The sequence below is a fragment of the Pseudophaeobacter profundi genome, from assembly GCF_029697505.1.
Taxonomy (GTDB): Bacteria; Pseudomonadota; Alphaproteobacteria; order Rhodobacterales; family Rhodobacteraceae; genus Pseudophaeobacter; species Pseudophaeobacter profundi.
This window is the reverse complement of sequence record NZ_JARJEF010000005.1, coordinates 35,506-57,396: the sequence shown is the minus strand read 5'-3', so window position 1 is coordinate 57,396 and position 21,891 is coordinate 35,506. Positions and strand designations below refer to the sequence as shown.

The 21,891-nt window shown below is 52.6% G+C and carries 29 protein-coding genes, 2 tRNA genes and 1 pseudogene; 24 read left to right on the top strand and 8 right to left on the bottom strand.

Annotation, left to right across the window (positions count from 1 at the left end; translation table 11 throughout):
• Positions 1–4: 4 nt before the first annotated feature.
• Both P2081_RS10030 and hisD read left to right on the top strand, forming a co-directional pair.
• A complete protein-coding gene (locus P2081_RS10030; protein ID WP_278922733.1) occupies positions 5–481 on the top strand; it encodes a DUF2948 family protein in 477 nt (158 codons plus the stop codon).
• A gap of 283 nt (positions 482–764) precedes the next feature.
• Entirely contained in the window at positions 765–2,069 is a 1,305-nt protein-coding gene (hisD, locus tag P2081_RS10025) for a histidinol dehydrogenase (RefSeq protein ID WP_278922732.1), read from the top strand.
• 101 nt (positions 2,070–2,170) lie between these two features.
• Here hisD and P2081_RS10020 read toward each other — a convergent pair whose 3' ends face one another.
• Positions 2,171–2,380 carry a hypothetical protein gene (locus P2081_RS10020; protein ID WP_278922731.1) on the bottom strand — a complete coding sequence of 70 codons (210 nt, stop codon included), beginning with the start codon at positions 2,378–2,380 and terminating at the stop codon, positions 2,171–2,173.
• 46 nt (positions 2,381–2,426) lie between these two features.
• Here P2081_RS10020 and P2081_RS10015 point away from each other — a divergent pair, with 46 nt between their 5' ends.
• From P2081_RS10015 to P2081_RS09965, 11 genes are all read left to right on the top strand, one after another.
• Positions 2,427–2,906: a UPF0262 family protein gene (locus tag P2081_RS10015; RefSeq protein ID WP_278922730.1), complete on the top strand. Its 480-nt coding sequence runs from the start codon at positions 2,427–2,429 to the stop codon at positions 2,904–2,906.
• 3 nt (positions 2,907–2,909) lie between these two features.
• Complete coding sequence (locus P2081_RS10010; RefSeq protein ID WP_278922729.1) at positions 2,910–3,368, top strand: arsenate-mycothiol transferase ArsC; 459 nt, start codon at positions 2,910–2,912, stop codon at positions 3,366–3,368.
• A 559-nt stretch (positions 3,369–3,927) separates the two neighbouring features.
• A complete protein-coding gene (locus P2081_RS10005) occupies positions 3,928–4,806 on the top strand; it encodes a carbon-nitrogen hydrolase family protein (protein ID WP_278922728.1) in 879 nt (292 codons plus the stop codon).
• 84 nt (positions 4,807–4,890) lie between these two features.
• Positions 4,891–5,109 carry a translation initiation factor IF-1 gene (infA, locus tag P2081_RS10000; protein WP_005620785.1) on the top strand — a complete coding sequence of 73 codons (219 nt, stop codon included), beginning with the start codon at positions 4,891–4,893 and terminating at the stop codon, positions 5,107–5,109.
• Positions 5,110–5,246: 137 nt separating this feature from the next.
• Complete coding sequence (locus P2081_RS09995; protein WP_278922727.1) at positions 5,247–5,828, top strand: Maf family protein; 582 nt, start codon at positions 5,247–5,249, stop codon at positions 5,826–5,828.
• On the top strand, positions 5,825–6,847 hold the full coding sequence (locus P2081_RS09990) for a ribonuclease E/G (RefSeq protein ID WP_278922726.1): 1,023 nt from the start codon (positions 5,825–5,827) through the stop codon (positions 6,845–6,847). The genes P2081_RS09995 and P2081_RS09990 overlap by 4 nt, the downstream gene beginning before the upstream one ends.
• Positions 6,844–7,047 carry a DNA gyrase inhibitor YacG gene (locus P2081_RS09985; RefSeq protein WP_278922725.1) on the top strand — a complete coding sequence of 68 codons (204 nt, stop codon included), beginning with the start codon at positions 6,844–6,846 and terminating at the stop codon, positions 7,045–7,047. Before P2081_RS09990 ends, P2081_RS09985 begins: the two co-directional genes overlap by 4 nt.
• Positions 7,048–7,129: 82 nt before the next feature.
• Positions 7,130–7,204 (top strand) — tRNA-Phe (locus P2081_RS09980).
• A 124-nt stretch (positions 7,205–7,328) separates the two neighbouring features.
• A complete protein-coding gene (locus tag P2081_RS09975; protein ID WP_278922724.1) occupies positions 7,329–8,369 on the top strand; it encodes a tyrosine-type recombinase/integrase in 1,041 nt (346 codons plus the stop codon).
• A gap of 78 nt (positions 8,370–8,447) precedes the next feature.
• Complete coding sequence (locus tag P2081_RS09970) at positions 8,448–8,639, top strand: DUF4177 domain-containing protein (protein WP_278922723.1); 192 nt, start codon at positions 8,448–8,450, stop codon at positions 8,637–8,639.
• Positions 8,640–8,667: 28 nt separating this feature from the next.
• Positions 8,668–8,931, top strand: coding sequence for a hypothetical protein (locus tag P2081_RS09965; protein WP_278922722.1), 264 nt, complete (start codon positions 8,668–8,670; stop codon positions 8,929–8,931).
• 121 nt (positions 8,932–9,052) lie between these two features.
• On the opposite strand, the gene P2081_RS09960 is transcribed toward P2081_RS09965, so the two are convergent.
• Positions 9,053–9,601: a recombinase family protein gene (locus P2081_RS09960; protein WP_278922721.1), complete on the bottom strand. Its 549-nt coding sequence runs from the start codon at positions 9,599–9,601 to the stop codon at positions 9,053–9,055.
• 544 nt (positions 9,602–10,145) lie between these two features.
• Here P2081_RS09960 and P2081_RS09955 point away from each other — a divergent pair.
• Both P2081_RS09955 and P2081_RS09950 read left to right on the top strand, forming a co-directional pair.
• On the top strand, positions 10,146–11,531 hold the full coding sequence (locus P2081_RS09955; protein ID WP_278922720.1) for a hypothetical protein: 1,386 nt from the start codon (positions 10,146–10,148) through the stop codon (positions 11,529–11,531).
• A gap of 113 nt (positions 11,532–11,644) precedes the next feature.
• Positions 11,645–12,229, top strand: coding sequence for a GIY-YIG nuclease family protein (locus tag P2081_RS09950; RefSeq protein ID WP_278922719.1), 585 nt, complete (start codon positions 11,645–11,647; stop codon positions 12,227–12,229).
• Between the two features lie 323 nt (positions 12,230–12,552).
• Here the strand turns inward: P2081_RS09950 and P2081_RS09945 are convergent, their stop codons facing one another.
• Positions 12,553–12,945 (bottom strand): YbjQ family protein, encoded by a 393-nt coding sequence (locus tag P2081_RS09945; protein WP_278922901.1) that lies wholly within the window; start codon positions 12,943–12,945, stop codon positions 12,553–12,555.
• A 746-nt stretch (positions 12,946–13,691) separates the two neighbouring features.
• Here P2081_RS09945 and P2081_RS09940 point away from each other — a divergent pair.
• From P2081_RS09940 to P2081_RS09915, 6 genes are all read left to right on the top strand, one after another.
• The gene (locus tag P2081_RS09940; protein ID WP_278922718.1) at positions 13,692–14,126 is read left to right on the top strand and encodes a YMGG-like glycine zipper-containing protein; all 435 of its coding nucleotides are present in this window, start codon (positions 13,692–13,694) and stop codon (positions 14,124–14,126) included.
• Positions 14,126–14,458 carry a hypothetical protein gene (locus P2081_RS09935; protein WP_278922717.1) on the top strand — a complete coding sequence of 111 codons (333 nt, stop codon included), beginning with the start codon at positions 14,126–14,128 and terminating at the stop codon, positions 14,456–14,458. The genes P2081_RS09940 and P2081_RS09935 overlap by 1 nt, the downstream gene beginning before the upstream one ends.
• Before the next feature lie 210 nt (positions 14,459–14,668).
• Positions 14,669–14,743 (top strand) — tRNA-Phe (locus tag P2081_RS09930).
• Between the two features lie 248 nt (positions 14,744–14,991).
• The gene (locus P2081_RS09925; RefSeq protein WP_278922716.1) at positions 14,992–15,666 is read left to right on the top strand and encodes a dual OB domain-containing protein; all 675 of its coding nucleotides are present in this window, start codon (positions 14,992–14,994) and stop codon (positions 15,664–15,666) included.
• A 4-nt stretch (positions 15,667–15,670) separates the two neighbouring features.
• Positions 15,671–16,261: a DUF488 domain-containing protein gene (locus tag P2081_RS09920; protein ID WP_278922715.1), complete on the top strand. Its 591-nt coding sequence runs from the start codon at positions 15,671–15,673 to the stop codon at positions 16,259–16,261.
• Positions 16,218–16,703, top strand: coding sequence for a DUF488 domain-containing protein (locus P2081_RS09915; protein WP_278922714.1), 486 nt, complete (start codon positions 16,218–16,220; stop codon positions 16,701–16,703). Before P2081_RS09920 ends, P2081_RS09915 begins: the two co-directional genes overlap by 44 nt.
• 53 nt (positions 16,704–16,756) lie before the next feature.
• Here the strand turns inward: P2081_RS09915 and P2081_RS09910 are convergent, their stop codons facing one another.
• Both P2081_RS09910 and P2081_RS09905 read right to left on the bottom strand, forming a co-directional pair.
• Positions 16,757–17,857 carry a helix-turn-helix domain-containing protein gene (locus tag P2081_RS09910; RefSeq protein ID WP_278922713.1) on the bottom strand — a complete coding sequence of 367 codons (1,101 nt, stop codon included), beginning with the start codon at positions 17,855–17,857 and terminating at the stop codon, positions 16,757–16,759.
• 11 nt (positions 17,858–17,868) lie between these two features.
• Positions 17,869–18,495 (bottom strand): hypothetical protein, encoded by a 627-nt coding sequence (locus P2081_RS09905; RefSeq protein WP_278922712.1) that lies wholly within the window; start codon positions 18,493–18,495, stop codon positions 17,869–17,871.
• Positions 18,496–18,507: 12 nt separating this feature from the next.
• On the opposite strand from P2081_RS09905, the gene P2081_RS09900 reads away from it, so the two are divergent.
• Together P2081_RS09900 and P2081_RS09895 are read left to right on the top strand one after the other, a co-directional pair.
• Positions 18,508–18,759: a hypothetical protein gene (locus P2081_RS09900; protein ID WP_278922711.1), complete on the top strand. Its 252-nt coding sequence runs from the start codon at positions 18,508–18,510 to the stop codon at positions 18,757–18,759.
• Between the two features lie 93 nt (positions 18,760–18,852).
• Positions 18,853–19,041, top strand: a complete 189-nt coding sequence (locus tag P2081_RS09895) for a helix-turn-helix transcriptional regulator (RefSeq protein WP_313790340.1) — start codon at positions 18,853–18,855, stop codon at positions 19,039–19,041.
• Between the two features lie 188 nt (positions 19,042–19,229).
• On the opposite strand, the gene P2081_RS09890 is transcribed toward P2081_RS09895, so the two are convergent.
• Positions 19,230–19,547 (bottom strand): hypothetical protein, encoded by a 318-nt coding sequence (locus P2081_RS09890; RefSeq protein WP_278922710.1) that lies wholly within the window; start codon positions 19,545–19,547, stop codon positions 19,230–19,232.
• A gap of 178 nt (positions 19,548–19,725) precedes the next feature.
• Positions 19,726–20,277, bottom strand: a pseudogene (locus P2081_RS20965) (MobA/MobL family protein); the annotation flags it as partial.
• Between the two features lie 95 nt (positions 20,278–20,372).
• On the opposite strand from P2081_RS20965, the gene P2081_RS09880 reads away from it, so the two are divergent.
• Complete coding sequence (locus tag P2081_RS09880; protein ID WP_278922708.1) at positions 20,373–20,642, top strand: hypothetical protein; 270 nt, start codon at positions 20,373–20,375, stop codon at positions 20,640–20,642.
• Here P2081_RS09880 and P2081_RS09875 read toward each other — a convergent pair.
• Positions 20,636–21,793 carry an AAA family ATPase gene (locus P2081_RS09875; protein ID WP_278922707.1) on the bottom strand — a complete coding sequence of 386 codons (1,158 nt, stop codon included), beginning with the start codon at positions 21,791–21,793 and terminating at the stop codon, positions 20,636–20,638. The genes P2081_RS09880 and P2081_RS09875 overlap by 7 nt on opposite strands.
• Positions 21,794–21,891 lie beyond the last annotated feature (98 nt).

Here is a 21,891-nt window from a genome sequence, read left to right as displayed (position 1 = left end):
GCAAATGTCAGACGCCAGCTTTCATGATGGCCGCGAAGTTCCTGTGAACCTCGGCGCACTCAGCCCCGAGGATCTGGAGGTGATTTCCAGCCTGGTACAGGACGCGGTTTTTCCGGTCACGGAAATGAGCTGGCAAGCCTCGCAGCACCGCTTCGCTCTGCTGCTCAATCGGTTCCGCTGGGAGGACAAGCCAAGCGCCGAAAAACGCGCACGCGCCTATGAACGGGTCCAGTCTCTGCTGGTTATCGACACTGTTCTGGGCGTGGCCTCGCAGGGGCTTGATCGCGGCAACAAGGACCTAGTGCTGTCGCTGCTGTCCGTTCACTTTGAGCCCGGCGAGGATGGCGCGGGCCATGTGCTGCTGACCCTTGCAGGCGATGGCAGTATCCGCCTGTCGGTCGAAGCGCTCGAAGTCACGCTGCGTGATGTCACCAAACCCTATGTGGCCCCTTCAAAATCGGCTCCAGACCATAACCTCTAACTCCTTTGTGCGGGGCAACCCATCAGCCAGGGCAGACATCAGGACGGAAAAGTAAGACCGCCCGGCCACTGCCTTTGATGCCTTCATGACAGCGCAGCTGCAGCCTCCACAATTACCAGCACGCCAGAGCGCGCAACAGGCTGGCACAACCACAGCCCTGCGCCACAGGACCCGCCAAAGCCGCGGATGCGGCAGATAGGCAAAACGCTGCAAACCAAGCGCTAACGCTTGTCGCCGGCCCCGCGGGGCGATATGTCCGCACTACCAGCCGGAGAGAGCCAATATGCCCGTTTTCCTTGATTCATCTGACGCCGATTTCGAAACAGCCTTTGCCACCCTGCTGAACGCCAAGCGCGAAGACAGCCCGGATGTGGACGCCGCCGTCGCTGAAATCATCGCCGATGTGCGCCACCGGGGTGACGCCGCCCTGCTGGAGCTGACAGCGAAATTTGATCGGCTGGAGCTGAGCGCTGAGCAACTGGCGATTTCTCCTGCCGAGGTAGACGCGGCAATTGCAACAGTCTCTGCCCAGGATCGTGCCGCGCTAGAGTTGGCCGCTGAACGGATACGGGCCTACCACGCCCGCCAACTGCCCGAAGACGCCGAGTGGCAAGACGCCACGGGGGCCACGCTGGGCTGGCGCTGGTCCGCAGTGTCTGCAGCTGGCCTCTATGTACCAGGGGGGCTGGCCTCTTACCCCTCTTCCGTCTTGATGAATGCAATCCCCGCCCAGGTCGCCGGTGTCGAACGACTGGCTATCACTGTCCCCACCCCGGATGGGGTGCTGAACCCGCTGGTACTGCTGGCGGCCCGACTGGCTGGCGTCACCGAAATTTACCGCGTCGGCGGTGCCCAGGCGATTGCCGCCCTGGCCTATGGCACTGAAACCATTGCCCCCGTCGATAAAATAACTGGCCCCGGCAATGCCTTTGTCGCGGCGGCCAAGCGTCGGGTATTTGGCAAAGTGGGAATAGACATGATCGCCGGCCCGTCTGAAATTCTTGTGATCGCCGACAAAAACACCCCACCTGACTGGATTGCCCTGGATCTGATGAGCCAGGCCGAACACGACGAAAGCGCCCAGTCGCTGTTGATAACCGATAATGCCGACTTTGGCCGCGCCGTGGCCGCTGCAGTAGAAGCCCGGTTGGAAACCCTGGAACGCCGGGCCATTGCTGCAGCCAGCTGGCGTGACTATGGCGCCGTGATCACGGTGCGGGACCTGGACGAAGCCGCCGCCCTGTCCAACCGTATCGCCCCAGAACACCTGGAGCTCTGTGTTGCTGACCCACGCGCGCTGAGCAACAAAACCATCCATGCCGGCGCCATTTTCCTCGGGCAGTTCACCCCTGAAGCAATCGGCGACTATGTCGGCGGGCCAAATCACGTCCTGCCCACGGCGCGGTCAGCCCGATTTTCCTCCGGATTGTCGGTGATGGATTTCATAAAACGCACAACCCTAAGTCAGATGACGCCCGATGCACTGCGCGCCATTGGTCCTGCAGCAGAGGTCCTAGCACGGAGCGAGAGCCTTGAAGCGCATGGCCTCTCAGTCACCGCTCGCCTGAAGGCACTGAATAAGAAATAGGGGCGCTGCCCCTCTTGGCCTCTGGCCAATTCACCCAGGGATATTTTTCGCCAAATGAAACCTGGTTCACCTCCCGATTCCGTAGACAAAACCGGGAGGCTTCACTTGGCGCGGTCATCGGCGTCCCCGCCTGTACCGCGCAGACAGGCTAGAAAAGATTCGGTTGCAAACGCCAGCTTCATTTGGCCCGAAATATCCTCGCCGAAGGCATGCGTGCATTTTTCATAGAAAAATGACGCAAATATAATGCTGCCTTTCTGCTGGGCAAATGCTTGTTTTGAGAACTGGGCATTTGCCCCAGATCGCGCCATAGCTTAGGACTTGAATGAAACGCTATCCCGTCAGAGATCAAACGCCATGAGCCGCATCAGTCAAATCGAGTTGGACGACCGCAACCTCCCCCCGCCCACTGCTGAGATCGAGCAGGAACGCAAGGTGGCGATCTATGACCTGATTGAGGAAAACTCCTTTACCCTGCCCTCCCGCGACGGGCATTCAAGAATTGACGGCCCCTACCACCTGGGTCTTGCCATTCGTGAAAAACGCTTGGTCTTTGATCTGCAAACCGAAGCTGGGGCGAAAGCTGCAGAATTTCATCTATCGTTGTCTCCCTTCCGCCAAGTGGTCAAGGACTACTATCAGATCTGCGAGAGCTATTTTTCTGCGGTAAAGACACTGCCGCCCAGTCAGATTGAAACCATCGACATGGCACGGCGTGGCATTCACAACGAAGGCAGCCGGGTGCTGCAAGAGCGCCTGGAAGGCAAAGCAGAGGTCGACACCGACACTGCCCGTCGGCTCTTTACGCTCATCTGTGTGCTGCATTTCGGGGGCTGACGGGTGAAGGAGTTGCCGCAGTCCATCCTGTTCTGCTGTGACCACAACGCGGTCCGCTCGCCCATGGCCGAGGGGATCATGAAGAAATTCTATGGCACTGGCACCTATGTGCAATCCGTTGGCGTCAAGAATGATCTTGAGATCGACGGTTTTTGCATTGCGGTCTGTCAAGAGATTGATGTGGAGTTATCGCGTCATAGGTCACGCTCTTTCGACGAGATGGAGCAATGGGGCGACGATCTCTCCTCTTTTGATTTGGTGGTGGCGCTCTCGCCCGCGAGCCAACGCCGGGCGTTGGAACTGACGCGCGTCTTTCATCTAGAGGTCGAATACTGGCCCATCATGGACCCAACCGGGCTGGGCGAAACCCGTGCGGCCAAGTTGGACAGCTATCGCCAGACCCGCGACCAGATCATCAAGCATCTCACCGCCCGCTGGCCCCCCCCTCAAGAGATCACATAAGCCAAGACACCATCGTCAGCCGTTTCAGCGACATGGCCACCGCGCTGAAGTGTGATGCGCCAGAGGCGCCCCAATCCGCGAGACTATCAAAAAGTGCTGAAAGTCCCTGAGCGTCGCCTTGGTGCTGTCTGGCAGGTTGACACCGCGACCCGCATGCCATTGGTCGGCCACGCCAGGCATATTGCCAAGGTATTTTATCAAGCGTTTCACAAAGTATTTGCGACACCGAATCGCAACTATTGCCGAAGTCTCCAGGCCTGTAGAAGTGGTTCCCCCCTCCGCCTTTGCAAGGGGCACTCCCCCGTGCGCCCGTACGCGCCACAAATCACGCCCCGCTCGCCCTTGGCGACGCAAACGCGGATATCCCCAAGCAGGAGCCAGTGTTCGTTTCGCTTGGGAATGGGTCGGCAGCCGCACGGGCAGGCACGAACAGTTGCAATTTCAAACATACTCCCTCTGTCAGACAGCTTGGCCTGCGCAAAGCCAGTGCAGTGGTTGTCATTTCACCTCGGCTCTGTCTTGCTGCGCCAAACCAGAGATAACGTGAGGGCCTGATCCGATGAAAATTGCAACTGCAGCATATCCGCTTGATTGGTTCGATAACTGGGCGCAGTACGAAGACAAACTTTCTGCCTGGGTTGCTGAGGCCGCGACCCAGGGGGCGGATCTATTGGTCTTTCCCGAATATGGCGCGATGGAGCTATCGACCCTGGCGGGTGAAGAGGTCGCGGCGGATCTGCAACGATCCATTACCGCAGTATCTAAGCGGATGGAACAAGCTGCGGCACTTCATCAGGCCCTGGCGGCGGAACATAATGTATATATTCTAGGGGCTTCTGCCCCTGTCCATGCAGGGTATGATCTCCCTGTCAACCGGGCGGAATTCTACAGCCCCTGCGGCAAACGGGATCATCAAGACAAGCAGATCATGACAATGTTTGAGCGTGACCCCTGGAAAATTGGGGCGGGCGGGCCGTTGAAAATCTTTGACACGGCGCTTGGAAAAATTGGCGTGCTAATCTGCTATGATAGCGAATTCCCCCTGTTGGGGCGGGCGCTGGCCGAGGCAGATATCCTCTTGATGCCCTCTTGCACCGAGGCCCTGGCCGGCTATTGGCGGGTGCGGATTGGCGCCATGTCGCGGGCGCTGGAAACCCAATGTGTGACTGCGCAGTCCTCTGTTGTTGGTGCGGCGCCCTGGACCGCATCTGTGGACAACAATGTCGGCACCGGCGGCATCTTTGGCCCGCCAGATACCGGTTTTCCCGCCACCGGCGTGCTGGCTGAAGGAGAGCTCAATCAGCCGGGTTGGACCTATGCCGAAGTCGATGTAAAAACCATTGCCGATGTGCGCGTCGACGGCGTAGTACGCAACCGAAGCCATTGGCCAGAGCAGGAGCAGAGGATAAAAACCTCTAGAATCCGCCTCAAGCGGTGATTGCGCCCTTGATATATTGGCCAAATGGGATCATTTAGGCGCAGTTCCCGCAGACTGGCGGGGTAATGCGAAGATGGAGACAACATGGCCAAGGAAGATACGCTCGAATTTCCCGGTGTTGTGAAGGAACTCCTGCCCAATGCGACGTTTCGGGTCGAGCTGGAGAACGGCCATGAGATCATCGCACATACGGCAGGCAAGATGCGCAAGAACCGCATCCGTGTTCTGGCTGGCGACCGGGTCCAGGTGGAAATGACACCCTATGACCTGACCAAGGGCCGGATCAACTATCGCTTCAAGTAAGCCGTTGATCCACCAATTGAACCAAAGCCCGGCTGTTCCGCCGGGCTTTTGTTTTTTCCGGCCTGCGCTTATGACAGGCTGACAGACAGGGCCGACTGATACAGAGGCCGGGCACAAAGAATAGCGGAGAGCCAAGCATGGCGTTCATTCTGGGATCAGGCAGTCCACGACGGCTGGAGCTCTTGGCGCAACTGGGAATCACCCCGGATGACATATGCCCGCCGGATATCGACGAATCCCCCCTGAAGGGGGAATTGCCCCGCGCCTATTGCGCCCGGGTCACTCGCGAAAAAGTTGCTGCTGTGCCTGCCCAGGACAGCGACGTGGTGCTTTGCGCCGATACCACAGTGGCACTGGGACGGCGCATTCTGGGCAAACCCGCCGATGCGGGCCAGGCCGCTGAGTTTCTGCTGGCCCTGGCAGGGCGTCGCCATCAGGTGATTACGGCGGTTGCCGTGCGCAGGGGGGATCAGCTCTGGCAGCGCGCGGTGGTCAGCCAGGTCAGGATGAAGCGCCTGTCTGATGTCGAACTCAACGCCTATCTCGCCAGCAACGACTGGCAGGGCAAGGCAGGGGGCTATGCCATTCAGGGGCCCGCTGGGGCCTTTATTCCCTGGATCAGCGGCTCTTTCACTGGCATCGTTGGCCTGCCCCTGGCCGAGACCGCAAATCTGTTGCTGGCCGCAGGCTGCACACTCTACAAGGAGGCCACCGCATGAAGGGCCGCTCGATCATTCTGGACCACATTCAAGGCCGCGAAGCCGCTGCGTTGATGGTGGATGGCAAGCTTGAAGACTTCTTCATTGATGGTGATGCACCGCTGCCCGGCACCGTGTACCGCGCCCGCGCCGACCGCCCCGTCAAAGGCCAGGGCGGCATGTTCCTGTCAACCCCGGATGGCCCCGCCTTTTTGCGCCAGGTCAAGGGCTTGGCCCCGGGACAGATGCTCTTGGTGCAGGTCACCGGCTATGCCGAGCCCGGCAAGGCGATTCCGGTGACGCAGAAACTCTTGTTCAAGAGCCGCTACGCCATTGCCACACCTGATGCGCCGGGGCTCAATATTTCTCGCTCCATCCGCGACGAGGAAGAGCGTGACCGGCTGCTCGAAATCGCCCACGGGGTGCTGGAAGGGGCCAGCTATGGCATGATCCTGCGCTCTGCCTGTGCGGGGACCGATGCCGATGAAGTGGCAGAGGATATCGAAGCCATGGCTGATCTGGCAGCACAGGTTCTGGCCGATGCCGAGGGCGACACCGAGGTGCTGACCGAAGGCGATGGCCCGCATCTGCGCGCCTGGCGCGAATGGAGTGCGCCTGCGGATATCTACCGCGAAACCGGCGATTTCGAACATCACGGCGTGCTGGATGCGCTGGAAACAACGCTCTCCATCCGCGAACCGCTGCCCGGCGGGGCCCATCTGTTCATCGAAGCCACGCGCGCCCTGGTCGCGGTGGATGTGAACACCGGCAATGATACCTCTCTGGCGGCTGGGACCAAGGCCAATATCGCCTGTGCCAAGCACCTGCCCCGCGCCCTGCGCCTGCGCGGACTTGGCGGCCAGATCGTGATTGACGTGGCACCGATGCCAAAGAAGGACCGCAGCACCTTTGAAAGTGCGCTGCGCGGAGCCCTGCGCACCGACAGTGAAGACACCATCCTGGTTGGCTGGACCAATCTTGGCAATTTTGAACTGCAGCGCAAACGCGGCCGCACCGTCCTTGCTGACCTTTTGACATGAGCTGCCCAATCTGCAGCGCCCCGACCGCGCCAGGCTACCGCCCCTTCTGCTCCAAACGCTGCGCCGATCAGGATTTAGCCAAATGGCTCAATGGCAGCTATGCCATCCCCAGCAATGACCCTGAAGACATTGAAAAGGCAATAGAAGAATCCACTGACGCTGAGGCGACCGGCGATAGTTCTGCGCCAATCCGACATTAGTGCTTTTCTTGCAAAAAGCCTCTGGACACCGCCGCATGGACGTCTTAGAAGGCCCACACCCAAGGCGAACAGCCTTTCCCATGCCCGGGTAGCTCAGGGGTAGAGCAGTGGATTGAAAATCCTCGTGTCGGTGGTTCGATTCCGCCCCCGGGCACCATTAGATCAAACTTAAGTTCTTGTTTCTTCTGCTAAAACCAATGCAGGGACTTATGATTTTGTCACACATTCCGTACACAATTCTTCGAAAGAACGTCTTCTACTATAACCGTAGGACACCCAAGTTGGCTGTTGATCTTTACGGCCCATCTATCCGACTAAAGCTTGGGTCAGACGAAGCCCTAGCCTCATCAATGGCCCAGCGCTTGACGACCCTACTGGATCAAAGCTTTCGTTCTAATCACAAGCTAGATCTACAGGCGGTACTTGAGGCCAGTAAACCCAAGATCAAGCTTATGTCAGAGATAGCCCGGGAATATCTTGAACTAAAACAGATAGCTCCAAAGCCCATCGAACTGGCAGTACAAGCACTGTACGAGGTAGCGGGAGACCGAGACATTTCCAGCTACACCAGAGCGGACAGCAAAGCCTTTCAGAACCTTCTGTGCAGCCGTGGAAACTCAAGTGGCACTATGAGACGAAGGGTCAACAGTATTTGCGCCCTACTAAACTATGGTTTTTCTGAACTAGAGGTCGAAAAGCGAAACCCCTTCTCTCGACTGATCATCAAGGATGAAGGACAAGACAGAAAGAAACGGGGAGTTTTCACAAAAGAACAGCTACAGGACGGCTACAAAGAGGCTATGGCCTCCAGTAGTCCGATACGGCTGCTGATGCCTATACTTGGGGAAACTGGTTGTAGGCTTGGTGAAATTGTTGGGTTGAGGCTGGATGATGTAGACCTAACCAATGAGGTTATTCACATACGCCCAAACCCCATGAGACGCCTCAAGACAGCAGGTAGCGAACGTTCCTTGCCTTTGGTTGGTCATGGGCTAGAGGCCATGAGAATGGCCCTCAGGCAGTCTGACGATGAATGGCTTTTCCCCAGATATATCCATGATGATGGGTGTAGGGCCACACATGCTTCGAATGCCTTGAATAAGTGGCTGAAGGCTAGATTTGGTGGCCTAACTGCTCATAGCCTCAGACATACCATGAGAGACCGTCTCAGAGAGGTTGAGGCCCCCTTGGAACTGATTGACCAAATTGGTGGGTGGTCTACTGTGGGTGGTGTTGGCTCTAAATATGGTCAAGGCTACAAGGCTGAAATCTTGCGCAAGTGGCTAGAAATAGCGATGCTTCCTACAGTTTGCCACAAGTGAAGACGTCGATTAGACTCAAGCAACATTTGCCGACCTAATAGCACACGATATAAAGCAATAATTTCCAAGGGTTTGAATATGAAAGAGTACAAGATACTGTCACAGAAAGATAAATTCTTCAGCGGAAAGTTTGACCCTCAACTCCTAGAGCAGGCTATCAACGCCTATGCTGAACAAGGATGGGAGGTCGTATCTATGACAACAGCAAGTATGCCTTCTTTTGGTGGGTCCAGAGATGAAGTTATTGTCCTATTCGAAAGGGAAGCGTAATATGCCCCCTATTACAGAAAGGGGCGGAGTGAAGTTTGATGAAGGAATGCCCGAAAAATTTGTTGAACTAGAGAAACTCAGCACACAGCTAAATAGTGGGTTTGGGCAAGACCAGTTGAAAAGCCTCAGAGATGTTAAAGAGGCCATGGCCGTACAGGCTTTGTCTCTTGGTGGTAACTATATTGCCAATTTCACTTATGGCCAAAAAACTGGCGGAGTACTGCAGCAGCTTTGGAGTGTCGATAATATGCTCTGGTACGGTGACGGAACAGTGGGAAAGTTGGATGACTGAAGGGGGCATCAAGTACATGATCTTTTTTGGATTCTGAGGTGAAAACTAGCCAAAGCGAAAACGATCTGTGATTTTCAGGAGGGTCCCACCGTTACATGGGGCCTTCCGTACAGCTACAAATTCAAGCTTCTTCATTCAGTATCCTGTGGACTGACATTCGACTAATGCCCAGCGCCTCTGCAATTTTGTAGGTGGACAGGCCTTCTCGCTTCAGGTCCTTCACCTTCTCTCTGTCGATCCGCTTCTTGCCACCTTTGTAAACCCCTTTGGTTTTGGCCTTGGCTATACCTTCAGCTTGCCTCTTCCTAATGATATTACGTTCAAATTCAGCAAAGGCCCCCATCATCTGTAGTTGTAGCTTAGCAAAGGCATCATCTGAGCTTGCAGAAAATGTCAGGCTCTCTGACTTGAAAGAGATAGCTACCCCTTTGCTGTTCAAGGTTTCGATTATGCTCTGAAGGTCTCTTAGGTCTCGGGCCAGACGGTCAATAGAATGAACAACTACACAGTCACCCTCCCTAACGTAGTCAATCATCAACTGAAGCGCTGGGCGTTCCTTGGCTGATTTCCCTGAAGCCTTCTCTTCAAATAGTTTGTCAACTTTGCCTAGGTCCTGACGATCTAGGTTCTGATCGAATGTGCTTACCCTACGATATCCAACAAGTGCCATAATCCATCCCGCCTACAGTAACATTTGAATCTAGACTAAACTGATTCTAGTCACATCTGCAAGTAAATAAGCCCATATGTTACCGCTTAGTGGTCACAAAGGAACGGTAACAGCAGGCTGTAGGCTGATATTGCCATCCACACTGAGGTACGAGAGCCAGACAAGTGTACAAGGAAATGAAGCCACTTCCGCACCTCCAAACACCAGCCAAAATGCAACTTAAGTGTTTAATAACAATGGCTTAACTTGAAATTCGCAGGTGCCGATCTGAATTGCTCCATAGAGGGTAGAATCTAACACTCATATTCTTTCTGCAGAATATCTTGACTTCCTGACAGGCATAAGTATATATGCGTCTCCCCCAAAACAATTATATGCCCATTGCGGCTATCAGTCGTATCTATCGGCTAACAGGGGGCGAGCTGCGGCTGAGCTAATCAACCGTATCATTTAATATCTAGCACAACGTTCCCTGTCATTGCTGCAGGCTTAGACCCTTCTGGGGTCTTTTTTCGTTTGTGTTTTCTCATTGAAAGGAAATCATATGACTACAGAAACTACAGCTGTGAATTTTTATAGACCCACATGGCGAGCTTACAACCAAGAGGCGCAGATTTGGGTGACTACAGCTTTAAACCAAATGCACATTCCATCACCGAACCAAAACCAAAAGGATGCAATGGCCTCTTTCCTCTATACTGCACGTTGGTGCCTACAAACTAGCAGGCATTTGGCTTGCCCAAAGGTCAAAGACTTTTGGTCTAAGTATCCTTTGGTTAGCTGGTCGATTATCGGTAGTCTGGCTGCAGGGCTACAAGGGAAGATACTGCATCACGTAGAAGGGTCTGGGTCGTGGGATCATATCACGGATAAAGACGGGAAAAGCAGTTCAGAAAAGGTGACAACACTATACACAGTAGACCAATCCCTGAAGACTACGCCCTTCTATGATAGCTCCCAATTTATTGATGTAGGAAGGCCTAAAGTTCTAATCAGCAAGCCAGAAACTCGTGGTGAAAAGGTCATTAGAAAAGCTAATAGAAAATCATCACCCAAGTATGGCAAGCGCCAAGCAGAACAGACATTCAAAGGCCCTTACCACAGGCTTAAAGATGAGGTTGAAGAGTTAAACGCATTCTATCAACAGCACCCATTGCAACTCCCCTCAAATGGCCACTCAGAGGCCTTCTGTGGCTCTGTAGGTCGTGTGTTCCACCAGGGTAGGCTAGATGCTGGAGGTAGGTTCTATGGGGCCTATACGGGCCTAGATGGTGATTACAGGATGCAATGTAGGATTGATGGCGAACCTATCGTGCAGATTGATCTGAATGCTGCTCAACCTATCCTCTTTTCATCCCTGATGGGCTACAAAATCAAAGATACTGGTAGAGAGAATGGTGGGTGGTTTGACCTGTATGGTGAAATATCAGCAGAGTTTCACGGCCTAGCGACTGACGAGGCCGAAGAAGGTAGGGCTAAACTTAAAGCTGTAGGGGTGGAGCTGATCGGTTCCGGCAACCCACATAAGAGAAAACCTTCTCAGGAACTACAAAGAGAGCATAGAATTGATGAATGGTTATTTGAGATGTATCGGGGCAAGATTCTTGAGTGGGTGCCAGCTTTGAAGCATCTTGACAAAAACCACCACAATGGAGCTGGGTTTATTACTTATCACGAGAGCCAGATAGTGCTGAAAACAATCCAAAGGCTACACAGCTTGAGCATCCCTGCTTATCCAATGCACGACTGCCTGATTGTAGGGGCCTCACATCAGCAAACTGGGATCGAGACCTTCAGGGAAGTGGCTAATCGTTACATCCTAGAACACTGTCGCACCCACAATAGACCACAAGAGATCAATATTATGTTGGCTTATTCAGTAGAGGAGGCAGGAGTTAATAAGATTAGAAAGAAAGGCTTCTATCTATAAGTAAATAATTATAATGGGAATCATCTGAAGTCATTACTATAGTGGCAACCTTTGGTTCCCATATAATAGACAATTACCCCAAGTCTTTGATAACAATGTAATTAGAGAAAATCATGCCATCAAGATCTTACTATATATACGCCCTGAAAGATCCTCGCAATAACCCTGTTCTCCCCTTTTATATTGGGAAGGGAACCGGAACAAGAGCTTGGGACCATACTGCTAGTGTAGATGAAACTGCAAAGGGAAGACGAATTGCTGAAATTGTAGCATCTAAGCATGAGGTGGTCACTACAATACTGGCAGATGGTCTTACAGAAGTGCAGGCTCTGAAGCTTGAATCTGAGCTAATTTCATCCTTCGGAACCGAGCAAACAGGCGGCTTCCTCACCAATACAGTCATTCCATCGGGAAAACCCAACGCAACCAGGTCTGACATGAAGGTTCCCAGTGGAGTTCAAGAGAAAGCATCTATCGGCCTGACACTTCTCAAAGATGCTGTGGTTGAACTGGCGAAAGCAAACCCAAAAGGGATTACTAATGCCGATACTGCCAAGGCTCTAGGCTTACAAAGTAGCTACGGCGGAGGGGCGAAGGACTACCTCTCATATAGTATCTTAGGTCTATTAATGGATGATGGCAAAATCCTTAGAGACGATAGGCTTGGAAGAGGGAAGCACATATCACTAACTAAGTAGATCATGGCTGAGAGGGGCCCGGAGAGGCTGTAGTGGCCCTTCTTCGCTAACTGCCTCCTGTGTTGACCCGTGTGCCTGTGTGGCCTCTCAGTGGCTCTCAGAGGGGCAGCGTATGACTTTCAAAACTCATTAATGCCCACAACATTTGCAGGAGTGACCTTTGTTGCTTCGTCCAGAGCTTGGGGTAGCTGATAATCTGGAATACCCAATATTGATTACCCACTGCCATTAAATAAATAAGCTATGCTGGGCATCAGTCGGAGATCATGTTCCCAGAGCTCGAATAAGTCGGTCGTTATAATTTTGAAATGGATAATTCCCACTCACGCATCAACGTTCTGTTCAAGTAAAACAGCAGTTCCTGAAGCTACTAGAATAATCATGGTGCCAGTTGACGATAGCTCTACATAATCCAAGTCAACACCGACTACCGCATTAGCGCCAACCTCGTATGCTTCCTTTTTAAGCTCGTAAAGTGCCAATCTGCGACTATCACGCATTGTATTTTGCACAGCTTCCGATCTTCCGCCGAAGACATTGCGGGTACCTGCAAACAAATCCTTAAACATATTCATTCCAAAGGCACACTCTGCAGTAACAATCTCAATACGTTTGGTGATATTTAGATTAGGTGCCGCCTCGGTGGTTAATAAGATATCTTCAATTTCTTGTTTCCGGTGAGCATGCTGAACGATGTCATCGACTTCATTTGGAATTACAGACGCAAGGTAATCGCATTGACCACATAGGCCACCAACACCCGCTTCCAAAAAGCCAAACTTTTTCCCGCAACTCAAACAGCTTGCCACTTTTCATATCTCCCAATAGGATCTGGATTTCGGTGACTGTCACATTCTGGCAAGTAGTAGAGCCGTTTCGTGAACAGTTTAAGTGTAGTCTTGTTCCATTACTTCACCGTCCGCAAGGACGACTTGCCGTCGAAAGCTTTCGCCCTAGGTGGTTGATTGTGTAGCCTTTTGCAGTGGTCTGCTGAAGCCAAGGCCAAATGATCAGGCATCCGTTGCGCCTAATTGCGCTGGGCGTTAGGGACTATTACCCCGTCATTCACATCACTAAGCCACCAGAAGGGGCGCAAAGGGACATATAGGGAGGGCTTACGTTGCTGCTACAGTGCTTACTAGCGGTCCTCTGTGGCCCTCTGTGGCCCTCTGTGGCCCTCTGTGGAACTGTGATGACGTCAGCTCTCCCAGTCCAGCATCTCGACTGCATCTTGAAGCATTCCGAACGTCACACCGCCAGAGTACAGTCCGTATGTCATGGTCTTGAGTTCGTGACCTATCAAACGTGCCGAAATGTTTTTGGAAACGCCAGCTTCTTCAAGTTGTGTAGCTTCTCCACCCACCCTTATACCACTGTAAAAAATGACTAATTTACATTTCACCTATAAGCTGTACTGTAGCTTCAAATAAACCTATTTTGCACTCATGGAAGTTGCTTTGCATTGAAAAAATACTTCATCTTGATTAATCTAATCCTGATCTCCTCTGGCTGCGCCCCACCTTCACTTGCGACTTATGAACCCGTGGTCGATCCATATTCAACAGACATGGCAGCATTTCAGCCGGACCTTGTACAATGTCGAGGCATAGCATCAGCAGCTAAGGCCAAATATGAGAAACAGGCCTCTCAACAGGCAGCTACTAACCTAATGGTTGGGGCTGTAAGTGGTGCACTTGTCGGTGCTGCTGTAGGCACCGGGTCAGCAAACCAAGGAAATCTAATTGCCACTGGTGCTGCCGCTGGCGCTGCTGGTGGTGCTACTGCTGGAAGTGAATATGCGACTCTTGTGAAATATGGTCCAAACCGCATTGTAGACCGTTGTTTGACTAACAGAGGGTACAAACTATTGAATGATATAGGTATGGGAACGAACTAATGATCAACTTTCAATCCAAACTGAAATTAGGTGTGGTAGCTTTGGTATCTCTTGGGGCATGTAGTTCACTGTCGATACCCGCTTCTGGGGTGACCAGTGACGGTAAGGGCTGGACAGGTTATTTCACGTTAGACGAATTTACGCTCTCCGATGGATCAGTCATTTGCACAGGGGAGACACCGACAGGCACGGCTAAGGTTCAACGGGCCACATTTACCTGCGATGATGGCAGGACTGGTACAGCACAAACGACCAGAACAGGTATGGCTGGTGGCATCGTTGATGTTGATTTCAGTGATGGTACTACAGGAAAATTCCAGTACGGTACCTGACCCCCTACAACCTGACCTCAGCCCTTTTGTAGCTGTCACACATCTTGTCACACACTTGAAACCATAGAGCATATCAATGGTTTCTTTCGCTTGACTAAACCAATCCATTCCTATTGCTTCACACTCTAAGGAGAACACAAGCTCTACTTAAGTTATCTAATGTTCACAGCATCTTAACCGCCCACACCCAAGGCGAACAGCCTTTCCCATGCCCGGGTAGCTCAGGGGTAGAGCAGTGGATTGAAAATCCTCGTGTCGGTGGTTCGATTCCGCCCCCGGGCACCACTTTTTACAAGTAAAAGCAATGTGTTGGCGATTTGGCCGCTGTTGCACCTCTTTGGTTGATTACCCTGGACTGCACCGGGACTGCATATCATTATTTCATATGCGTTTGTTGTTGGGAACCAGTGAGCGCCCTTATCGAGCTTTACCCAACGACTCTGCGGCGCAGGATCGCAGCTATTTAGCGTCAGGCGATCTTGAAGTCGCTGCACTAACCCTTAACTTGACCTTGCATTACTCGGAGTCATTTTATGCCCACAACAAAAACAATTGTTTGCTTGGCAAACTCATTTCGCCCGGGCGGAAGCTGCGTAGCCGGGATCGAATACAATAACGGCGTATTTGGCGATTGGGTTAGACCCGTTAGTAATCGCGGCGATCAAGCAATCAATGTTGACGAGAAGACGTATGCCGATGGCACCCAACTTGCTTTATTGGATGTGGTTGAAATAACTTTTGACGCACACCATCCAGAGCAACATCAAACCGAAAACTGGGTGATTTCTGCAGGTGTTCGCTGGAAGAAAGTGGGGCAATTAAGCCCGGCACAAGCCCAAGATGCTGTTGCGCCTTCCAACAGAGCGCTTTGGGGCCCAGCTGGTAGCACTTACAACGGGCGCAAGGACGAGCTGAAAGCTATTTTTGCGAATGCAGCGACAAGTTCGCTCATTCTCATTCAGCCTGAGAGCGCAACAGTTGAAGTGATCCACAATCCGTTTTCTGGCGAGGATCATCTATGGGTGAGTTTCATTTGGGCAGGCGTGAGCCACAAGATCAAGCTCACTGACCCAGTTCAGTTTCAAAGATTTAACACCGGCGCTGGGGCGTCTCATACGCTTGAATATCCAATCCTCTGCGTAAGCTTAGCAAAGGTTTGGGAGAAGCGGGGCACAGCTTCCAAGTTGGTCGCTGGCTTGATAGTTTGACTTTATGGAAGGTGCGAAAAGCATATATACAGTGGGGCACTCGACGCAGCCTTTTGAGAGCTTTTTAAGCTTGCTGTCGAAGAACCAAGTTACCGCGGTGGCAGACGTAAGGTCTTCACCATACAGTCGCCATGCGCCGCATTTCAACACAGATACTCTGAAGAACGCGCTCAAAGAGAATGGGATTGCCTATGTATTCTTGGGGAAGGAGCTTGGCGCAAGGTCCGAAGATGATTCTTGCTACATCGACAACACCGTGAGCTACAAGAAACTGGCCAAAACGTCCCTCTTCCTGTCGGGCATCCAGCGTGTTGAGGATGGAAGCCAGCGTTATCGTGTTGCACTCATGTGCTCTGAGCGTGACCCTACTGAGTGCCATCGAACGATTTTGGTTTCGAAGGTGCTACAAGAGCGAGGTGCGCAGATCAGCCACATCCTTGGTGATGGGACGCTGGAACCACACAGAAATACCATGCTGAGGGTGCTCGACATTCTTGGAACACCCAGAGGCGACATGCTCGATTCTGAAGATGATCTGATTGCTCGGGCCTATGAAGGTCGTGAAAAGCAAGTTGCCTACCGGCGGGAAGGATGAAGACAACATGGTTCAAGTGTTTACTATCGGATTTACGAAAACCACTGCCGAGCATTTCTTTGGTCGATTGAAGGAGGCCCAATCCCGTAAGCTCGTCGATGTTCGTTTGAATAATGTTTCGCAGTTGGCGGGGTTTGCAAAACGGGACGACCTCAAATTCTTCGCCAGAAGTCTTTGCAATATGGACTACCTGCACGCGCCAAACTTCGCTCCAACAAAGCCAATGCTTGATGCATACAAGAAAAAGAAGATCGACTGGTCAAATTATGAAAACCAGTATCTTGATCTCATGATGAAACGGAAAGTTGAGAAACTGCGCCCGGCGGATTTGGACGGGTGTTGTTTGCTGTGCAGTGAGGACACTCCCCACTTTTGCCATCGACGACTATTGGCTGAATACCTTGATCAAAAATGGGGTAACATTGAGATCATCCACCTTTGACGACATGGTGCGCCTGCTGACGTCTCGCAACCAGCAGGGCAAGCTATCACACTTTACCCAACGATACGCAAAGCTGGGCGTTCATCGCCGCTACCAGCAGCACTTTGATCTGTTCGGGGCAATATCCCTGAAAGCAACATTTCCACTTCGCTTACTGGCAAAAATAGATCGTCAGCCAGGTTCTGAAGGTTCTTCCTATCTGACCACAGCTCAGACAGAATCTTTCCCCAGAGAACAGAGGTTTCTCTAACGATCCCATCTGGCTCCGCGCTTCTGTATCCGCGCTTGCCCAACTCAATGCAAATTGAACGATATTGCCATTCCGTCAGCAATGGCCTGTTGAAGTGGCTCAGACGATACGCCAGCGCCATAGCAGATACGCGCCACCGCTTCTTGGCTTTGATAATGAGGTCTGCCGTAATAAGGCGCGGCATTCGGGCGCGAATGTCTTCTTCAGGCATCAAGAATGCTGAAGCAAATCTGTTGGCCTCCATCTCAACTGACCGTGTGTCTCCGTTTGCGCCAGAGGTTTCGCCGTGTTTATGCAGCACGAGATGGCCCAACTCGTGCGCGGCATCAAATATGCTCCGCTCAGCAGATTTGTAAGAGTTCAAGAAGACATAAGCGCTGTCGTCTTGCCAGAAGGAGAATGCATCCACATTGGCAGTGTTTTCCTCCAATCCAAGAACACGAATACCCTTTGCCTCAAGTAGTTTTAGCAGGTTCTGGATAGGGTCATACCCGAGACCCCAATGTTGTCTCAGTGCCTCGGCGGCGGCTTCGGGCGTCAATTCCGGGTCAAAAGGAGGGAGATTCAACGACGGTAGATTGAAGTGATTATCCAACCAAGTATAGACCTCCACACCGATCTCGCCAGCAGACAACGCGGCATCACGTTCCTTGGCGCTCATACTTTTCAGGCTGCGGAAACTTACAATCTCTTTGGTCAGAGGCGTGGGTTCTTCCTTGAAAAAAAAGTCCGTTGGATAGCCAAGGACATCTGCAAGTTTTTCCACTGTCGCGGGTTCGGCTTCGTTTTGGCCGTTTTCCAATCGAGTGATTGTAACAGGAGAGACGCCCGCACCCTCTGCGAGTCCTTTCGCTGTCAGCCTCCGCCGTTTTCTGGCGAGGCTAAGTCTTTTGCTGCTAAACATAGTGTTTTACGTCATTTCCGAGTCAGGACAATATCCAGGTCGGTATCGTCGGCTGGTTCATCGACGCCGAAGTCGATCTCGTCAAGGTCATTCCCATCAATCAGAAAGATTCTCTCGACACAACGCAGGAAGTTACCACCCGCCTTCACAATCGGAAGGCTCAACTCCATCGCACCGTTTTGATCCACCATGAGGTAGTAGGTCTTGTAGTCGCCAGTGAACTTCACAACGCTGACTGGAAGATCGATTCCCGCTGCATCAAACATATCACCGCACGCAACGCGCTCTGATCCGGCACCTTTTCGGGAACGTGCCTGGGGGTCGTCATTCCCGCAAGCTTCATGGACATTTGCAAAAAGAACACGCTTCTTGAGCTTCTTGTTGCAGATGCCTTCAACTCCTTCGCTCCTGAAAAACTCCCAGTCATCGCCAATGCATTCCAAGCGCAGCCCTTTGACGCCATCGGCGTAAGAGAAGTAGCCTGCCGCGTTCGCGGGATGAAACGGAGATGCACCCGCACGCGCCGCAAGTGCATGATGGCCTGCTGCGATCAACTGATCACGTTTCAATTCCAGCTCCGTGAGAAGAATATCCCCTTCGTAAAGGTCGGTTACCGTGACGGGTCGTAGAGATTCCATTGAAGCCTGCTCATGTTAATTTTTGACACCACAATTGTGGCGGGAAAAATTAACATGGTCAAGCGGATATTGCCACTTTCTGCGCAACACCCTGCCAGCCGTTCCGTCAACCGCTATGGATGGGATGACCACCATCGTGCGGATGAACGGGTTGAAAGCTGGATTTTCGTTCCTACCTTGCATCCAAGCGCGGCCAGGCTGAACGCATACGGGCGCAAGATCGCCTTGAACAAAACACGGCTCACACGGACAAACCGACATTAGGTAAGGTGTTTTCGTGTTTCTTCTTCGGGTTTGATAAAGATGGCCAACATTGAACTCGTGGCCCCGCCACGAGTTCAATGTTAGGAATTAGATATGCACGACAAGCAACCAAAACAACCCGGAGACCGTCTGGTTGATATGAAAACCGTTTGCGAAATACTCTGTCGGTCTCGGGCCAGCATCTATCGCGACATTGAGCGCGGTGACTTCCCGGCCGCCATCAAACTGGGCCATTCATCGCGCTGGCGTCAATCTGACCTCGAAAGAATCATAGCCCATTAAGGGCTATCTCTTGGCAGGATAGTCAGTTCTGTTTGACCTCTACACTTAACGCTCTGCCCCGCCTATGCGGGGCTTTGTCGGTTTTGGCTGTGCTCCTATCTGACTGTCGCGCACCAATGCTGACAGGGAAAACTGTTGTTGCGCCAAGTGAGACAGTAGCTGCGCCCTAAGAGTATCACGTAGCATAATTAGTTCACGATAAATTCGCCGAAAACTACGCCCACGGCGAAAACTGCGAGCAAGCCCAAGGCGGGCAGCCGCCAAGAATGGCGGTTGTCGCCCTGGGCGTGGTTGAGGGCGGCTTTGGAGGCGGCCACTTGCTGTTCCTGCTTGTATGCCAATTGGTCGATGGTTTCGGTCAGGCTCGCGATCTTGATTGAATGGCGGTCGATTTCCCGCAGCAGCTTTGACATGCCCGCCACCGAATTCTCGCTGTTCTGCGACGCCGCCGTTGCGCTGCGCCGTGTCGTTTCCATGGCCTGTTCCCAATCGAACGGTTCCTGCATCTTCCTTCTCCTCTTTCAGTTTGTTGATTTCACGGATGACTGCGTTGGCCTCAGCCCGCGTGTGGCCTTGGTCGATGTATTTCCATTTCTCTTTGCTTGTTTTTTTGGCTGTCGGCGTTGCCCGGGAACTTGCGCCCTCGTGGATCGTAGGAAGCCTGTCGATGCCACGATCTGCATATGACAGGTGGCTGATCTCGGATTCTTCCCCAAAGCCCCAACCGCGCATCATCCTGTTATGAAGCTCAGCCCACGCCCGCGCAGCGTTTTCTATGGCATTCTTTTTGGCAAAGCCAAGCGCGCTCTTTGGCCTTCCCCGCCCGCCAGTCTTCTGCTGAACATCGAAGAACACGAAATGGGCATGCGGGTTCTTCGTGTCGTTGCCATGCTGGTCGTGGATGGCCGCGACATACCCGGCGATGCCCTTGCTCAATTGCTTCGCGTAAGCCCGTGTCAGGGCTTCCCTCTGCTCGCGCGATGCCTCTGATGGCAGAGCAATGACAAACCGCTCACAGACCCGTCCCTTGCGCCTCTGTGCTTCGTCCTCGGCAAGGGTGGCTGCTCTGGCCTGTGTGCCGCCTGAAAGCCGCTCCTGCACTACCACACGCGCCGCCTTTGGACGGGTGATGTAACGAAGATGAGCTGCTGTTTGACCCTGTTCTGCTGCACGGGATTCTTCCGTGCGCCTTTCCGAAAATGTCTTGACCGAATGCCGAAATGAAAAAAGTGCCATCTAATCCGTGAGGGTGGCGGGGATAAAATTGCGAAGCTTTTTATCCGTTGTGCGCCTTCCCTATCTCCTTTCAACAGGAACATAGGAACCGAACCATGCAATCTAAAAATCCCGATATACTCGCTGACAAGCGTAAGCACAGTATCCAGACGCTGACGATGCTTTCAAAGCATTGCGCAATACACCGCATGTTGGATCTGGACCTCAACTCCCTCACTCCCGAAACGCTGGAGAGGATTGGAACCGAGGTTGTCGACCTATTTGTCGACCGTGTTGGTCACTACAAAAAGAGAACGCCCCCAAAAACGGGGGCGGCAATCAGTGATGGGAAACCCCGCGTCCGGGGGCGTGATCAACGTCAGTGAAGCGGGCTGTAAGGACTGTCCCCTTCCACGGGAGGGCGTGCAGACCGCAATCTTACCCCCTGTTCGCATTCTTCAATTTTGCCCTCTTTCAAAAGCGTGTCCAAAGCTCCACGAACTTTCTTTCGCATGGTGTCTGCATTCGAGCGAATCCCATTGAATGGTTCGCCTGACATTTCGCCGAGATCTTTGGGCTTGTGCCATGCTTGAACATCTTGCTTGTGCAGATCAATCATAACACGGAGCAGTTCTTCTGAACGAAGAGATGAAACTGACGGCCCAGTTTTTTTGAAGGCCTTCGGGCGGCTCTTTTCGACAAGAGAACTTCCCGGCTCGAACGGCACAGCCCAAGGCACGGTTGTCATCTCCCCGTGTCTATTCTCACCAATTTCAAACCCTTTGATCCGGAAGGCCATCGGAGCAGGCTTTTCGTCTTCACGTTGCTTGTTGACGCGAATGAAGACTGTGCCATCAGGTTGGTTGTCATCAGCTTTGTGCAGAGTGAAGCCCGTATCCACATTGGCGGTCAACGTAGTTGAACCTCGCGGTCTTGATGACTCGGAAGCTCCCATATGATGCACGATGAGGACGTGAGCGTTGGTCGTTTTGGCAATGTAATTTGCGTTGGCAAGCACTCGTCCTGTGTCGCGGGAGGAGTTTTCGTCACCGTCGCCCATGCAAAGGTTCAAGGTGTCGAACACGAGCAGCAGATCAGTACAACCATGATGATCGCGGAACTTTGCAGCATCGGCGGCAAACTGTTTGACCTCATCAGGGTTTGACAGGTCAACAGCCATATCCAAGACCTCAAATGCCGCAGCTCTTGCAGACGTTTGGCTCAAAAATGGATAAGCTCGTTTTAGAGCACCTTTTGCAGCCTCGGCAGCAACGTAGAGGATTGCAGCGCGCGAAACACGCATGCCGCAAAAGTTACGCCCCATTGCCACATGTGCGGCAATGCTGGCGACGATTGCTGACTTGCCGAGATTGGAGGGGCCGGCGAACATGCTGACTTCGCCGGGGAATAAAAAACGCTGAACGATATAGTCGGGATCAGGGTTTGGTTTATGGTTGTTTGCCGACACGGTTTCTTGCCCCAAAATGCGCAGGGGTTGCTCGGGATTTGCGGCTTTGCGCTGAGTTTCAATATTCATTTATTTCCACATTTTCTGTTGGTTACGGCACAACTCGCGGTGCCAAAAAGGATATGGTGCGATGATGTCCGGGCGAAAAACAAAAGGTGAACAATATC